Annotated in this window: 7 protein-coding genes, 14 tRNA genes, 3 rRNA genes and 1 pseudogene; 7 read left to right on the top strand and 18 right to left on the bottom strand. The window is 42.2% G+C overall.

The window, feature by feature from the left end; translation table 11 throughout:
• Position 1: 1 nt before the first annotated feature.
• A complete protein-coding gene (locus FGL90_RS08770; protein ID WP_010619695.1) occupies positions 2-223 on the bottom strand; it encodes a hypothetical protein in 222 nt (73 codons plus the stop codon).
• A 157-nt stretch (positions 224-380) separates the two neighbouring features.
• Between FGL90_RS08770 and FGL90_RS08765 the strand changes: the two genes are divergently transcribed.
• The 3 genes from FGL90_RS08765 to FGL90_RS08755 all read left to right on the top strand — a co-directional run bounded on the left by FGL90_RS08765 (position 381) and on the right by FGL90_RS08755 (position 3,739).
• Entirely contained in the window at positions 381-989 is a 609-nt protein-coding gene (locus FGL90_RS08765; protein WP_147657718.1) for a hypothetical protein, read from the top strand.
• Between the two features lie 118 nt (positions 990-1,107).
• Positions 1,108-2,280: an IS256 family transposase gene (locus tag FGL90_RS08760; protein ID WP_010620873.1), complete on the top strand. Its 1,173-nt coding sequence runs from the start codon at positions 1,108-1,110 to the stop codon at positions 2,278-2,280.
• A gap of 175 nt (positions 2,281-2,455) precedes the next feature.
• Positions 2,456-3,739, top strand: a complete 1,284-nt coding sequence (locus FGL90_RS08755) for an ISL3 family transposase (protein WP_125547835.1) — start codon at positions 2,456-2,458, stop codon at positions 3,737-3,739.
• A 92-nt stretch (positions 3,740-3,831) separates the two neighbouring features.
• Here FGL90_RS08755 and FGL90_RS08750 read toward each other — a convergent pair whose 3' ends face one another.
• Positions 3,832-4,995: a hydroxymethylglutaryl-CoA synthase gene (locus FGL90_RS08750; protein ID WP_147657717.1), complete on the bottom strand. Its 1,164-nt coding sequence runs from the start codon at positions 4,993-4,995 to the stop codon at positions 3,832-3,834.
• Positions 4,996-5,087: 92 nt separating this feature from the next.
• Here FGL90_RS08750 and FGL90_RS08745 point away from each other — a divergent pair.
• The 4 genes and pseudogenes from FGL90_RS08745 (at position 5,088) to FGL90_RS08730 (ending at position 8,906) form a co-directional block, all read left to right on the top strand.
• Positions 5,088-5,162, top strand: a tRNA-His gene (locus tag FGL90_RS08745).
• Between the two features lie 610 nt (positions 5,163-5,772).
• Positions 5,773-6,984, top strand: coding sequence for an IS110 family RNA-guided transposase (locus tag FGL90_RS08740; protein WP_147657716.1), 1,212 nt, complete (start codon positions 5,773-5,775; stop codon positions 6,982-6,984).
• Positions 6,985-7,222: 238 nt separating this feature from the next.
• Positions 7,223-8,463 (top strand): annotated as a pseudogene (locus FGL90_RS08735) (DNA/RNA non-specific endonuclease).
• A 26-nt stretch (positions 8,464-8,489) separates the two neighbouring features.
• A complete protein-coding gene (locus FGL90_RS08730) occupies positions 8,490-8,906 on the top strand; it encodes a hypothetical protein (protein WP_147657715.1) in 417 nt (138 codons plus the stop codon).
• 506 nt (positions 8,907-9,412) lie between these two features.
• Here the strand turns inward: FGL90_RS08730 and FGL90_RS08725 are convergent.
• From FGL90_RS08725 to FGL90_RS08650, 16 genes are all read right to left on the bottom strand, one after another.
• Positions 9,413-9,497: transfer RNA gene (locus tag FGL90_RS08725), tRNA-Leu, on the bottom strand.
• Between the two features lie 22 nt (positions 9,498-9,519).
• Positions 9,520-9,590, bottom strand: a tRNA-Cys gene (locus tag FGL90_RS08720).
• Between the two features lie 25 nt (positions 9,591-9,615).
• A tRNA-Gln gene (locus FGL90_RS08715) sits at positions 9,616-9,687 on the bottom strand.
• Positions 9,688-9,693: 6 nt separating this feature from the next.
• Positions 9,694-9,768: transfer RNA gene (locus tag FGL90_RS08710), tRNA-His, on the bottom strand.
• A gap of 14 nt (positions 9,769-9,782) precedes the next feature.
• Positions 9,783-9,853 (bottom strand) — tRNA-Trp (locus FGL90_RS08705).
• Between the two features lies 1 nt (position 9,854).
• Positions 9,855-9,940, bottom strand: a tRNA-Tyr gene (locus FGL90_RS08700).
• Positions 9,941-9,944: 4 nt separating this feature from the next.
• A tRNA-Phe gene (locus FGL90_RS08695) sits at positions 9,945-10,017 on the bottom strand.
• Between the two features lie 47 nt (positions 10,018-10,064).
• Positions 10,065-10,138: transfer RNA gene (locus FGL90_RS08690), tRNA-Asp, on the bottom strand.
• Positions 10,139-10,161: 23 nt separating this feature from the next.
• Positions 10,162-10,234 (bottom strand) — tRNA-Val (locus FGL90_RS08685).
• A 4-nt stretch (positions 10,235-10,238) separates the two neighbouring features.
• Positions 10,239-10,310, bottom strand: a tRNA-Glu gene (locus FGL90_RS08680).
• A gap of 15 nt (positions 10,311-10,325) precedes the next feature.
• Positions 10,326-10,417 (bottom strand) — tRNA-Ser (locus FGL90_RS08675).
• 76 nt (positions 10,418-10,493) lie between these two features.
• Positions 10,494-10,610: ribosomal RNA gene (gene rrf / locus FGL90_RS08670) — 5S ribosomal RNA — on the bottom strand.
• Between the two features lie 61 nt (positions 10,611-10,671).
• A 23S ribosomal RNA gene (locus FGL90_RS08665) occupies positions 10,672-13,590 on the bottom strand.
• A gap of 176 nt (positions 13,591-13,766) precedes the next feature.
• Positions 13,767-13,839 (bottom strand) — tRNA-Ala (locus FGL90_RS08660).
• A gap of 26 nt (positions 13,840-13,865) precedes the next feature.
• Positions 13,866-13,939, bottom strand: a tRNA-Ile gene (locus FGL90_RS08655).
• Between the two features lie 87 nt (positions 13,940-14,026).
• Positions 14,027-15,592: ribosomal RNA gene (locus FGL90_RS08650) — 16S ribosomal RNA — on the bottom strand.
• The 16S, 23S and 5S rRNA genes sit together here with 13 tRNA genes alongside, the layout of an rRNA operon.
• Positions 15,593-15,612: the final 20 nt, after the last annotated feature.

The raw sequence follows: 15,612 nt of genomic DNA, 5'->3' as shown, positions 1-15,612 counted from the left end.
TTTAATTTCCATAATTTATCACTCGAAGTGACTTCAACTCTGTCGGGCAAGCCGTTATAACAAAATTTAGTTCCGATACTCGCTGTCTATCTTTGAAATAAAAGTTTAATACTTCAATAACAACATTACTCTGCAAAACTTGAATGACTTTTCCAATTACAGGCCCCTGCAATTCTTCCGCTGATTCATACCTTACTAGTTCGCCCTGCTGAAATTTTTGCATTACTTTCGACCTCGCTTTATTAGCTTATTGCTAATGTAACAAAGCTTTCTGAAGATATTACGGCGAAAATATGAAGATTATAAGACTTATCCTAAGAAGTTGGTCAAGAATGGTATACTAAAATTAAATAAATTATTTGTTATAGGGGGAGTTTATTTTGATGTTATTTTTAGCCATTATTGGTGTTATTCTGATTTTTTTAAGCTTCTTTTCTTTATTGACTGCCGTTACTGAACATGCAGGCTATTTCTGGCAAGCACTGTTATTAGTCTTAAGTTTGCTATTAACTGCCTTTTCCATTTGGAAGCTTCCTTATTGGCACGCTTCCGATAACCAACCTGCCACTTCTCAGACTTCAAAAAGGGCTTCTAGTTCTATCAATGGAAATCAATCTCCAACCTTTTCTACAAGCGAATCTGGGACGAATGTTCAAACACAAAGCCTTAAAGAGAAAAACGTTCTAAGTCAACTTCAGAAAAATTATAAAACGTTTGGAACAGTTTCGTTTGATGGTCAAACCAGAACCTATAAGGTTGTTCCAGCAAATTCAGATTTTAATAAGGCAATCACGTACCTCACTAAACATCCTTCTAAATATAAAGCTGTTAAATGGCCTCAGGAGGTCTCCAACACAGTAAGTACAAGTAAATCTCTTAAGAAAGCATTAGGAGCTGGATACACCCTTAATTTGCGAAATAAAGCAGACAATGAATCCCTGATAAAAGTAAAAGATGGCAAATTACTCTACAATAAGTTTGCTAATTAAAAGGGTTCTATACTTTTTCCGAGTGTTTAAATAATTATGTGTAAATGATTCATTGAAAAAGGGAAGCCTCTCCCTTATGATAGTTAGCGTCTAAACAAACATCACAGGAGGCTTCCCCATGAATCAGTTTACCAAAGAAATCGTCACAGCACTAGCGCAGCGTCAGGATCTAGATATTATTTTCAAAGATCAACTAGAAACGGCCGTTAATGAGCTATTACAAAATGAACTTTCTGCATTTTTAGGTTATGAGCCCTATGATAGGAATGGCTTCAATTCAGGAAATTCTCGTAATGGCCACTACACGAGAACCTTTAATACAAAATATGGCGAATTGAATCTTACGATTCCCCGTGATCGAAACGGAGAATTTGTTAACCACACATTACCAGCCTATCAACGACGAACAGACCAGTTAGAACAAACCATCATTCAGCTTTATCAAAAGGGAATTACCACTCATGAGATCGCCGATCTGATGGAAAAAATGTATGGTTCCTATTACACGCCACAGACAGTTTCCAATCTAACTAAGGTAGTTAACGAACAAGTTGAAGCTTTCAAGAATCGAACGTTATCAGAACGGTACGCTGTCGTTTATTTAGATGCCACATATCTTCCCTTGCGACGTGACACAGTTGCCAAAGAAGCAGTTCATATTGCGATTGGCATTCAACCTAATGGTCATAAGGAAGTGCTGTCTTACAAGATAGCTCCGACAGAATCTAGTTCTGTGTGGTCTGAAGTATTAGCTGATTTGAAGGATCGTGGCGTACAACAAACCTTACTTTTTGTGGCCGATGGATTGGTTGGCCTCGAAACTGCCGTTGGTAAATATTATCCAAACGCCGTTATTCAGCAATGCCTAGTTCATGTAAGTCGTAATATTTCGCATCATGTACGGGTTCATGACCGTAAAGCTGTGTTAAATGATTTTAAGTTAATTCATCAAGCAACCAATAAACGAATGGCTGAGCACAGCTTAGCCAACTTTGTTGACCATTGGCGCAAAAGATATCCCAAAGTTACGCAAGCTTTATTAAAGAACCAGAAATTACTGGTATTTTTTAATTTTCCACCGGCTATCCGGTCTAGTATTTATAGTACCAATCTTATCGAATCATTTAACAAAAAATTTAAGCGACAAACAAAGAAACGTGAACAATTTCCCAACGAAGAATCTTTGGAAAGAACCTTAATGACTGTAATTCTTGATTACAATGACAAATTTGGGCGACGAACACATAAAGGGTTCAACCTAGTTCAAGACACTTTAGAATCAATGTTTTAGTTCAAAAGTGAGAGGCTTTTTCATTTACACATAAAATTTGACACTCTCCTTTTTCCTGTTGATGGATTGCCAGAGTGGTAATCTATTAACAGGATTTTTTTGTAAATTAAAAGCCCACAGGTCCCCATCCAATAAAATCCACCCACTACAGCATCATTAAAGGAGATAAGAACCCATGAACCCTATTGATAATACCATAAAGTTCGTCCTAAGCATAACTGACGAGAACGTTAACTTTTTTGCTTATAAAAGCCAATCTATTAAAAACAAACAATCTAAGATTTACATCGCCAACGTTAAAGTTAACTGTGTGAGATGTCCCCAATGTGGTTTCAATCATCTGAACCATAATGGTCACTACATTGCGCGTACTTCGTACCCGTCAGCCAATGCCAGTGAGCCAGTGTACCTTGAGCTGCATAAGGAACGATTAGTTTGTAAAGACTGTGGTGCTTCAATAATGGCATCCACTAGTCTAGTTGATAAATATTGCAACATTTCGCAAGCCACACGACAGAAAATATTCATGCATTTGCAGGACGACCGGACTCAGGCCAGCATCGCCTTAGATAATTGTGTATCACCAAGTACAATTTGTCGCTATTTAGATAATTACGATGATTTATTCCGCCGGAATTATGATTACTTACCAGAGCATTTAGCGATGGATGAAGTTCGCGGTGTTGGTGGTCAATTACACTTTATCTGTATTAACGGTGCCAGCAACCATGAAATTCAACAAATCTTGCCGGATCGCTATAAAAAAAGCATTATTGAGTACTTTAATAAATTCCATATCAATACCCGAAAACGGGTTCAAACCGTAACTCTGGATCTCAATAGTTACTATAAAGATATCGTTAAGGAAATGTTTCCAAACGCAGAAATTGTCGTTGATCGATTCCACATTATCGCCATGATGACGCGGGCATTCAACCAGACTAGAGTTCAGACAATGAAAAAATATGACAAGAAATCTATCGAATATCGACTGCTTAAGTTCTCATGGAAACTATATTTGAAGCACATTGATGAACTAGAAGTCAGCCAAACTTTCTATGATCGTCATTTACGACAGCAGTTAACTCAACAAGGGCGAGTACAAATGGGGCTTGACACTGATGACACTATTTCGAGCACATACGATGCGCTGCAAGGTATCATGTCCTGTCTTAAAAATCATGACAAAGATGGCATTGTCCACTATCTCTACAAAAATGAAAACCTAAGTTTTCAAATGAAGGAAACACTAAAAACGTTTAAAAGTAATCTGGAAATTGTCTTGAATGCCAGTGAATCTAAGTATTCTAACGGCCCAATTGAAGGTATTAATCGGATGATTAAGCAGATTCAGCGGACTGCGTTTGGATTTAGAAATTTCCATCATTTAATCTCGCGGATCAAACTTCAACAAATGAGAACAAAACCAAATACAAAAACAGAACTAGAAGCCGCTTAGCTTCTAGTTCTGTAAAACTATCTATCAACAGGATTTGACAGAGAGCCATTAAAAGAAGGTCAATCTCAAAATAATCGAGATTGACCTTCTTTTTATTTGGCACGATAAATTCTTTTTTGATCTTTTAGTCCAGCAAAGTAAAATTGACCTTTTTTAACGTTACTTTTAATATTAAAATCTTCCTCACCCTTTGGAAGAGCTTGATTAAATACTTCTTCATATTGGGCAATTGAAATTTTTTTTCGTTGCTCTAACCATTCGGTCATCCGTGCAATATTTAAATGGTTTTTGTAATTTTTTTGAAGTAGGCCACTATAAAATTCACCTTCCGCGCCAGATCCATAAGAAAATAACCCAATTCGGGCGCCTTCGCTTAATTTAGTGTTGTCCAAAAGCGAGAGTAAACTTAAGTACAATGAACCTGTATATAGATTCCCAACTTGACGATTATATCGTCGGCTGTTTTCAAATTCGGACAATAGCTTTTCCTGATTCTCCTCATCTACTTGATTAAGAACTAACTTTAACGCCTTCAGTCCCATTTTAGTGAATGGTAAGTGGAAGACTAGCGCTCCAAAATCATTTAATGTCAATGACGTTTGGGTCTTATACTCTTCAAAGACGGTTTGGAAAAATCTTAAATAAACTTCAGTTGAATATTTACCATCAACTATAGCCTCTCTACGATCTAATGGCCGCCAGAAATCCATAATGTCCTCAGATAAATGAACCGTTTGATCTTCAATTGCTAATATTTGAGGGTTAGCGCTGACAATCATTGCAATAGCTCCGCCACCTTGAGTTACCTCACCAGCTGTATTTAAACCATACCGAGCAATATCTGCCCCAATGACCAGCACCTTTTTATCAGGATGCAGCGTCACGTAATCTTTTGCCAATAATAACCCCGCAGTTGCGCCATAGCATGCTTGCTTTAACTCTACTGTTCTAATATTGCTATTTAAATGCAACAATTGTTGTAGATAAATAGCGGCAGATTTTGAGTTATCCACTCCAGTTTCCGTCCCAAATAAAATCATATCAATACTGGATCGATCTTCATCATCCAATATTGTCTTGGCTGCATTTGCTGCCATTGAGACAACGTCTTGGCTTAAAGGAATAACTGCTTGCCTTTCCTGACCAATTCCGATTAAATATTTCCCAGGTTCGACACCACGTTGCTCCGCAAGTTCCGCAAGACTGATGTATTCATCCGGTGCAAAAAAGCCTATTTTACTAATTCCTACTGACATTTAGATCCCCCATTAATTTTTATTTAATTGATTTTGAATAAAACGTTATTATATTCATAATTTGTAGTATAATTAAATATTGTAAGGACATGGCGGTATTGGTGAAGCTTGGTTAACACACCGGATCGTGGTTCCGGCATGCGTGGGTTCGAACCCCACATACCGCCCTTAAAGTTCATATAGGCTAATGCCTATTTTTTTTTGCACTTTTTTCCTCAAAGTAGTTTTTGCTTATTTGGTAACTTTAATCTATCCTTCTCAATGTTAAGCAAGACTATGCTCTGAAATAATATATCAAATCAAGTGAAGAATAGCTAAGAATTGAATTTCAAACATTAAGGTGATGATTAATGAATAAGTTTACAAATAATTTCTGAGAGCTACTATTCAATTAATAGTTGTACCTAGTTCCTACCGTAAAACCACTCTTAGTTTATTGTCACTTTCATTTTTCAAGCGCCTTGTTTATATTATCACACTACAGTGACTCGGACGCATTATCAGACATTTTTAACACAACAAAAACTGACTAACATTAGTGGTGAATCATAATTCGACGGAATTATGATTCACCACTTTTATATTCTGTTAAAGTGGAAATGAAGTTGACATGTCGAATTGCTTTTTGGCGCACCTTACGGTGACGTCGTAACAAAAAACGGCAACTTCATCCGGTTCACCAATGAGCTCGCTCGAAGTCTGTTGGCTATTAAAGTCGTGTATTGAAAATTGAGATGAGTGAATCGATGAATACAACTTTTATGTAGGTGGTGTTTGATGATGCTTGATATGGAAATCATATTTGGTATTGATGTCAGTAAACATAGTTCAAACGTAGCCATTTTGATTGATGGCAGGACGTTTAAAGAATTTAAAATAACCAATAACCGACCAGGTTACAAAATACTTGATGATGCGCTTAACAGTTTTAGATCGCCGAAGGTAATTTTTGAATCTTCTGGCATCTATTCCCGAAGTATACGGTCCTTTCTTCAAAGGGAAAATTGGAATTATACGGAAATTAACCCATTAGCAGCAAAAAAAGACATGGATGGGTTTAGGCATAATAAAAATGATCGGTTAGATGCCGTTTCATTAGCAATGGCACAACATCATTATCAGTCGACCTTTAAGGAAAAAGCTGTGTATGGCGAGCTTCACGACTTGGAGCGAACCTATCAAGAATTCAACGAAGATATTGTACGAGCTAAAAATCGATTACATCAAAAGTTGCAGCTTACTTTCCCAGAGGTGGAACAATTTATAAGCACGACCGATGGTGCATTGTATTGGCACGTCGTGCAACAATTTCCACATGCCAGCCTTGTATTAGCAATCGAATTACCAGCGTTAGCCCAATTCATTTTAAAGGCTACACCAAAAAACATGAGTGAGAAGCGTGCATTCGCTCTAGCTAGGCATCTTCATGATTTGGCAAGTCAATCTGCCCCCGCAGTTGATTACAACGCTCACGCAGTTCACTCCGTTATTTATCTAGCTAACGAGGTTGAACACTTAAGCGGACTTAAGGCAGATATTATTGAGGAAATGACTAAGATTTCAAGCTTACTTGCCGAAATCCCAATCTTAGAATCAATTCCGGGATTCGGTATTAAAACAGCAGTTTGTCTCTTAGCTGAGTTAGGTGATATTAGCCGATTTCATAGCTCCAATGCCATTAATGCATACGTTGGAATTGATTTGATCCAGTATCAATCTGGGGATTTCGAGATGATGCAGCATATTCGAAAGCGCGGTAATCCATATGCAAGAAAAATATTATTTAAAGCTGTCTTAAACATGATGAGTGTCGCCAAATATCATCCATCGAATATCAGTATTTTTTATCAACGCAAAAAGCAATCTTCTAGTGAATCACACACTAAGAAGATTGCCATAGCTGCGATGGGACGTCTGATTAGGACCATCTACCACCTAATTAAAAATAATGAATTATATGATTCAACACAATTCTCACCAGAGAAATAAATCATAATTCATTCACACACAATTATAACACCTCAAAAAATCAATAACACCAGAGGTGCTATTTATCATACATTTATTCGGTAATACAATCTATAAAACACGGGAAAAAATCTTAAAGTACTGCTCAAAAAAAAGAGAACCCCATAAAATAGAGGTTTCTCTTGACTAATCGTAGAAAAATAGCATCATCTATTATTGTCGATTATGTAAAATAAGTTACTTTGGAGGAACTTTTTTTATGTTTAGTTTTATATTTGCAATAGTTCAAATCATATTTTGGATACTTTTAGTCGCATGGATTGTCGGTAAAATAAGGCATAAGCCTAATTTTGCAACAGGACGCTACCTTTTAATTTCATTAACGCTACTCTTTGTTGTTGGCCTTTTTAGCCCCGATTCTAATAGTAGTTCCGGTGAATCAGATAAAGCCCCCACTTCTGAAAGTAAATCTAGTGCAAAAACAAGTTCAACATCCAAGAAAGAATCTTCATCTAAAAAAACGGAAGTCGTTGCTAAAAAGAAACCAAGTTCTGACAACGACAAAGCTATTTTGACAAAACTAGTTTCCTATACAGATAAAGAATCTGCTGGACCCAATAGCAACTACTATTGGACTAGTGGCAAAGCACGAATGGCCCAATTCAAGAGTAATAAAGCTGGCTATTACCACTTTACTTCAGATTCTCAAGGGCGCCCTACAACCGCCAGAGCAGTCTTAACTTACAATGAATATCAATCATCGCGGGGCTCTCGTCAAGGTGACCCATTAGGTCCCATAGGCTGGCCAGCTGATAATCCTAAAGTTGCAATTAGTTACAGTTTAACTGGACGAACTTATCACGGCTACCTTTATAATCGAAGTCATTCAATTGGAGATAGCTTACTCGGAAAAAAGTCGTATACTTCGGCTGATAATTTCACTACTGGTACTAGACCCCAAAACGTTGGGGCCAATCAAGGTGGTGGTATGAGGCATGCTGAAGAAACCGCCGAACAATATTGGGAAAGCAATCCTAACTCAAAAACCACGATCAAGTACGAAACTACCCCACTCTATAAAGGGAGTGAAGAAATTCCCCGTGGATCAATCGTAGATATTAAATCATCTGATCTGACAACTCTATCAATACTGAAATAGTCGTTATTAATTCTGTCGAAGGAATCAAAGTAGACTATAACGATGGCAGCAGTGATGCTAAGCCACTAACTAGCAGTTATTCAAGCCACAAGTCAGCAACCTATTCTCATAAAACCGCGTCTTCAGCCAATAAACCAACGGCGAAAACCCCAAGCACCAATTCAACAACCAAAAACGGTCAATGGACGGTCGCTGCTACTGGCATGGTATTCGTTTCAGACAGTAACAAATACTACTCGGAAGTTACAACTCCAGGAAACTATCAATATGAAAGCGAGTCTCAAGCTTCTGCAGATGGAGCCTCAAGAGCTTCTAGAGGAAATCAATACGCAAGACCATAAAAATATTTTACTTTGGAGAAAATAAAATGAAATTAAAAAATATCGTTATCGCTAGTGTGACCACCCTGTCATTTGGCGCAGCACTGACGATGACAAGCAAGAGTGTAAGTGCGTACTCATCGTATAAAAGCATCCCCACTGCCATCCGTGGATACTACATTTCAAAGCCCGGCAATGATTCTTTGAAAATAACTAAGCATGCGATTGTCTCCGGATCACCATTAGCTGATTCATACTTTTATCGCGTTACCAAAGTTAATCGTAGTGGCCATAATTATCACGTTCATGCTCACATTACGTTGGGAAATACGACATACTTTACTATGAAGCTAAGCCACTACAAGAAAAACAAAATTTATTCTGCCGGCTACACTTATACAAAAACCAGCAAAGCTAAGTATCACTATTTCTTAAATCACTTTAATCACGCATACGGATACTAGTACCACCCTCCCACACCGGTCAGCAGGTTCAACTCCTGCAGTGGGAATTAAAATAAATATTAAAATAGATTCTTATGGAGTACGATCAAGTACTGAACCTCTTACGGAAAGTACTAAAGAAATACTTGTTCAATCCAATTACTCATGTTGTCGTCAGAAGATGAGCAGTATATCCACTTATTTTCTTAAAACCAATGATAAAAGAAAAGCCTTGGACTCTATAAAGTATTCTGGGGACAGTGAAACAATAGCATGTGGTATGTAAAACTACTCGTAAGTACAATAGATAATCTTTTTTCTCTGTATGTGCACCATTTAGTGCACCAAAATTTTACATCAATTCCTTTTAATTCCATATATTTGTGTTTTATGGATAAACATACTAAATAAGAAAATGAATAAATGTATTATTATTAGGCTAAAAACGCCGATTTATCAGTACTTTAGACCACAAAAAAAGAACCAAGAATAAAATTCTCAGTTCTCATACATAAATATAACACCTATACCGGAGGTGGGGTTCGAACCCACACGTCCTCAACGGACACTGGATTTTGAGTCCAGCGCGTCTGCCAGTTCCGCCACTCCGGCATATTCCCATTTAATTGGGCAAAGGCGGTAATCGGATTCGAACCGACGATGAAGGTTTTGCAGACCTCTGCCTTACCACTTGGCTATACCGCCATGTTATAAAATTGATCGAATCCAACTGGGTTAGCTGGATTCGAACCAGCGCATGACGGAGTCAAAGTCCGTTGCCTTACCACTTGGCTATAACCCAATCAAGGGCGGTATGTGGGACTCGAACCCACGCATGCCGGAACCACAATCCGGTGTGTTAACCAAACTTCACCAATACCGCCATAACATCATTAACAGGGATAGTAGGAGTTGAACCCACACCGACGGTTTTGGAGACCGTAGTTCTACCATTAAACTATATCCCTATGGTGGATGGGAGTGGATTCGAACCACCGAACCCGAAGGAGCGGATTTACAGTCCGCCGCGTTTAGCCAGACTTCGCTACCCATCCATAATGGCGCGGGACGGAATCGAACCGCCGACACACGGAGCTTCAATCCGTTGCTCTACCAACTGAGCTACCGAGCCATTTACCTAATAAGATGTTAAGTATTAAATTAATAACAACATAACAACGGTCCGTACGAGACTCGAACTCGTGATCTCCTGCGTGACAGGCAGGCGTCCTAACCAGCTAGACCAACGGACCATAACCATTATTATATCATTGAATGGAGGATACAGGGCTCGAACCTGTGACCCTCTGCTTGTAAGGCAGACGCTCTCCCAACTGAGCTAATCCTCCAAGATGACCCGTATGGGACTCGAACCCATGTTACCGCCGTGAAAGGGCGGTGTCTTAACCGCTTGACCAACGGGTCATATTTGTTTGTAAACGGAGAGTGAGGGATTCGAACCCTCGAAACAGGTTTTTGCCCGTTTACACCATTTCCAATGGTGCTCCTTCGGCCAGCTCGGACAACTCTCCATCTAACTTCCGATAGGAGGATTCGAACCTCCTTTGTTTAAACAACTTTCACCATCTAGAAATATCGGAATAAATTGCGTGGCAACGTCCTACCCTTGCAGGGGGCGATCCCCCAACTACTCTCGGCGTGCTAAAGCTTAACTTCTGTGTTCGGCATGGGAACAGGTGTATCCTTTAGGCTATCGCCACCACACTATTGAGAACTTGAGCTCTCAAAACTAGATAATATCAATTCCTTCAGAGAACACCACTCTGTGGTTAAGTCCTCGACCGATTAGTACTGGTCCGCTCCATGCATCGCTGCACTTCCACTCCCAGCCTATCTACCTGATCATCTCTCAGGGGTCTTACTTCCTTAATGGAATGGGAAATCTCATCTCGAGGTGAGTTTCACACTTAGATGCTTTCAGCGTTTATCTCATCCATACATAGCTACCCAGCGATGCTCCTGGCGGAACAACTGGTACACCAGCGGTATGTCCATTCCGGTCCTCTCGTACTAGGAACAGATCCTCTCAAATTTCCTACGCCCGCGACGGATAGGGACCGAACTGTCTCACGACGTTCTGAACCCAGCTCGCGTACCGCTTTAATGGGCGAACAGCCCAACCCTTGGGACCGACTACAGCCCCAGGATGCGATGAGCCGACATCGAGGTGCCAAACCTCCCCGTCGATGTGGACTCTTGGGGGAGATAAGCCTGTTATCCCCAGGGTAGCTTTTATCCGTTGAGCGATGGCCCTTCCATACGGTACCACCGGATCACTAAGCCCGACTTTCGTCCCTGCTCGACTTGTCTGTCTCGCAGTCAAGCTCCCTTCTGCCTTTACACTCTATGAATGATTTCCAACCATTCTGAGGGAACCTTTGGGCGCCTCCGTTACTCTTTAGGAGGCGACCGCCCCAGTCAAACTACCCACCTGACACTGTCTCCCACCACGATTAGTGGTGCGGGTTAGAGTGTTCACACAGCCAGGGTCGTATCCCACCAGCGCCTCTGCCGAAACTAGCGTTCCGGCCTCTACGGCTCCGACCTATCCTGTACAAGCTGTGCCAACACCCAATATCAAGCTATAGTAAAGCTCCATGGGGTCTTTCCGTCCTGTCGCGGGTAACCTGCATCTTCACAGGTACTTTAATTTCACCGAGTCTCTCGTTGAGACAGTGCCCAGATCGTTACGCCTTTCGTGCGGGTCGGAACTTACCCGACAAGGAATTTCGCTACCTTAGGACCGTTATAGTTACGGCCGCCGTTTACTGGGGCTTCATTTCTGGGCTTCGCCGAAGCTAACTCATCCACTTAACCTTCCAGCACCGGGCAGGCGTCAGCCCCTATACGTCATCTTACGATTTTGCAGAAACCTGTGTTTTTGATAAACAGTCGCCTGGGCCTATTCACTGCGGCTACACTTGCGTGCAGCACCCCTTCTCCCGAAGTTACGGGGTCATTTTGCCGAGTTCCTTAACGAGAGTTCACTCGCTCACCTTAGGATTCTCTCCTCGACTACCTGTGTCGGTTTGCGGTACGGGTAGTTAAACATTCACTAGAAGCTTTTCTCGGCAGCGTGACATCAGGTGCTTCCCTACTTAATTCGGTCCTCATCACAACTTGTCTACTCGGTCACCAGCATTTGACTGCTAACCAGACTCGTTGCTTGAACATTCTTATCCAACTGAATGCTCACCTTAGCCTTCTGCGTCCCTCCATCGTTCAAACACGTTTAACTAGTACAGGAATCTCAACCTGTTATCCATCGTCTACGCCTCTCGGCCTCGACTTAGGTCCCGACTAACCCTGGGAGGACGAGCCTTCCCCAGGAAACCTTAGTCATTCGGTGGACCAGATTCTCACTGGTCTTTCGCTACTCATACCGGCATTCTCACTTCTAAGCGCTCCACTAGTCCTTACGATCTAGCTTCTCTGCCCTTAGAACGCTCTCCTATCACACAACCTTACGGTTGTATCCACAATTTCGGTAGTATACTTAGCCCCGGTACATTTTCGGCGCAAAATCACTCGGCTAGTGAGCTATTACGCACTCTTTAAATGGTGGCTGCTTCTGAGCCAACATCCTAGCTGTCTATGCAACTTCACCGCCTTTTCCACTTAGCATACATTTAGGGACCTTAATTGGTGGTCTGGGCTGTTCCCCTTTCGACGATGGATCTTATCACTCACCGTCTGACTCCTGGATATAAATCTATGGCATTCGGAGTTTATCTGAATTCAGTAACCCATGACGGGCCCCTAGTCCAAACAGTGGCTCTACCTCCACGATTCTTTACTCCAAGGCTAGCCCTAAAGCTATTTCGGAGAGAACCAGCTATCTCCAAGTTCGTTTGGAATTTCACCGCTACCCACACCTCATCCCAGCACTTTTCAACGTACACGGGTTCGGCCCTCCAGCGCGTTTTACCGCACCTTCAGCCTGGACATGGGTAGGTCACCTGGTTTCGGGTCTACATCTACATACTGAAACGCCCGTTTCAGACTCGCTTTCGCTACGGCTCCGTCTCTTCGACTTAACCTTGCATGTAAACGTAACTCGCCGGTTCATTCTACAAAAGGCACGCTATCACCCATTAACGGGCTCTAACTAATTGTAGGCACATGGTTTCAGGAACTATTTCACTCCCCTTCCGGGGTGCTTTTCACCTTTCCCTCACGGTACTGGTTTACTATCGGTCACTAGGGAGTATTTAGCCTTGGGAGATGGTCCTCCCGGATTCCGACGGAATTTCACGTGTTCCGCCGTACTCAGGATCCTGAACTGAGGGCTCTCGATTTCGCTTACTGGACTTTCACCATCTGCGGTTAGGCTTCCCAACCTATTCAACTATCGAAAGCTTTGGTAACTCAAATGTTCAGTCCTACAACCCCAACAAGCAAGCTCGTTGGTTTGGGCTGTTCCCCGTTCGCTCGCCGCTACTTAGGGAATCGATTTTTCTTTCTATTCCTGTGGGTACTTAGATGTTTCAGTTCCCCACGTCTGCCGTTACTTGAGTATGTATTCCCCAGGCAACAATCATCGACTAAGATGATTGGGTTTCCCCATTCGGAAATCTCCGGATCAAAGCTTACGTACAGCTCCCCGAAGCATATCGGTGTTAGTCCCGTCCTTCATCGGCTCCTAGTGCCAAGGCATTCACCATGCGCCCTTCATAACTTAACCTAGCTATCACTTCGTGATAACGGTTAATTGAGTATGTTACGCGATATAAACTTGTTTCAAAACTCAAAAAATACGCGGTGTTCTCGGCTTTAATTAATTTATTACAATAAAATTAAAGGAAAAAATTGATATTATCTAGTTTTCAAAGATCAAATTCCTTGACCCATTAGGGTCAATGGAGAATAGCGGGATCGAACCGCTGACCCCCTGCTTGCAAAGCAGGTGCTCTCCCATCTGAGCTAATTCCCCATATTAACATGTTTTCGCATGTCGAGTGGGCCTGAATGGACTCGAACCATCGACCTCACGCTTATCAGGCGTGCGCTCTCACCAACTGAGCTACAGGCCCAAATAGCTGTTCTCACATTTTTGAGAGTAAACCCCTCAAAACTAAACAAAGTTTCGACTTATGTGCAACCTTCCGTATTATCCTTAGAAAGGAGGTGATCCAGCCGCAGGTTCTCCTACGGCTACCTTGTTACGACTTCACCCTAATCATCTGTCCCACCTTAGGCGGCTGGCTCCCGAAGGTTACCGAACCGACTTTGGGTGTTACAAACTCTCATGGTGTGACGGGCGGTGTGTACAAGGCCCGGGAACGTATTCACCGCGGCATGCTGATCCGCGATTACTAGCGATTCCAACTTCGTGTAGGCGAGTTGCAGCCTACAGTCCGAACTGAGAACGGCTTTAAGAGATTAGCTTACCCTCGCGAGTTCGCGACTCGTTGTACCGTCCATTGTAGCACGTGTGTAGCCCAGGTCATAAGGGGCATGATGATTTGACGTCATCCCCACCTTCCTCCGGTTTATCACCGGCAGTCTCACCAGAGTGCCCAACTTAATGCTGGCAACTGATAATAAGGGTTGCGCTCGTTGCGGGACTTAACCCAACATCTCACGACACGAGCTGACGACAACCATGCACCACCTGTCATTCTGTCCCCGAAGGGAACGCCTAATCTCTTAGGTTGGCAGAAGATGTCAAGACCTGGTAAGGTTCTTCGCGTAGCTTCGAATTAAACCACATGCTCCACCGCTTGTGCGGGCCCCCGTCAATTCCTTTGAGTTTCAACCTTGCGGTCGTACTCCCCAGGCGGAATGCTTAATGCGTTAGCTGCAGCACTGAAGGGCGGAAACCCTCCAACACTTAGCATTCATCGTTTACGGCATGGACTACCAGGGTATCTAATCCTGTTCGCTACCCATGCTTTCGAGTCTCAGCGTCAGTTACAGACCAGACAGCCGCCTTCGCCACTGGTGTTCTTCCATATATCTACGCATTTCACCGCTACACATGGAGTTCCACTGTCCTTTTCTGCACTCAAGTTTATCAGTTTCCAATGCACTTCTTCGGTTGAGCCGAAGGCTTTCACATCAGACTTAACAAACCGCCTGCACTCTCTTTACGCCCAATAAATCCGGATAACGCTTGCCACCTACGTATTACCGCGGCTGCTGGCACGTAGTTAGCCGTGGCTTTCTGGTTGGATACCGTCACAACGTGAACAGTTACTCTCACGTTCGTTCTTCTCCAACAACAGAGTTTTACGAGCCGAAACCCTTCTTCACTCACGCGGCGTTGCTCCATCAGACTTTCGTCCATTGTGGAAGATTCCCTACTGCTGCCTCCCGTAGGAGTTTGGGCCGTGTCTCAGTCCCAATGTGGCCGATTACCCTCTCAGGTCGGCTATGCATCATTGCCTTGGTAAACCATTACTCTACCAACTAGCTAATGCACCGCGGGTCTATCCAAAAGTGATAGCCGAAACCATCTTTCAAACGAAAATCATGCGATTTTCGTTGTTATACGGTATTAGCACCTGTTTCCAAATGTTATCCCCTACTTTTGGGCAAGTTACCCACGTGTTACTCACCAGTTCGCCACTCATCCGATGTTAATTATCAGTGCAAGCACTTCAAATCAACGGGATGCGTTCGACTTGCATGTATTAGGCACGCCGCCAGCGTTCATCCTGAGCCAGGATCAAACTCTCATTTTAAAATGATAAGCTTTAGCTCA

This window comes from Secundilactobacillus malefermentans, from assembly GCF_008033155.1.
Classification (GTDB): Bacteria; Bacillota; Bacilli; order Lactobacillales; family Lactobacillaceae; genus Secundilactobacillus; species Secundilactobacillus malefermentans.
This window is presented reverse-complemented; position numbering and strand designations above follow the sequence as displayed.

Coding starts and splice junctions, on each gene's coding strand:
- FGL90_RS08770 (WP_010619695.1), bottom strand. CDS start 223: ATGCAAAAATTTCAGCAGGGCGAACTAGTAAGGTATGAATCAGCGGAA.
- FGL90_RS08760 (WP_010620873.1), top strand. CDS start 1,108: ATGAATCAGTTTACCAAAGAAATCGTCACAGCACTAGCGCAGCGTCAG.
- FGL90_RS08755 (WP_125547835.1), top strand. CDS start 2,456: ATGAACCCTATTGATAATACCATAAAGTTCGTCCTAAGCATAACTGAC.
- FGL90_RS08750 (WP_147657717.1), bottom strand. CDS start 4,995: ATGTCAGTAGGAATTAGTAAAATAGGCTTTTTTGCACCGGATGAATAC.
- FGL90_RS08740 (WP_147657716.1), top strand. CDS start 5,773: ATGATGCTTGATATGGAAATCATATTTGGTATTGATGTCAGTAAACAT.
- FGL90_RS08730 (WP_147657715.1), top strand. CDS start 8,490: ATGAAATTAAAAAATATCGTTATCGCTAGTGTGACCACCCTGTCATTT.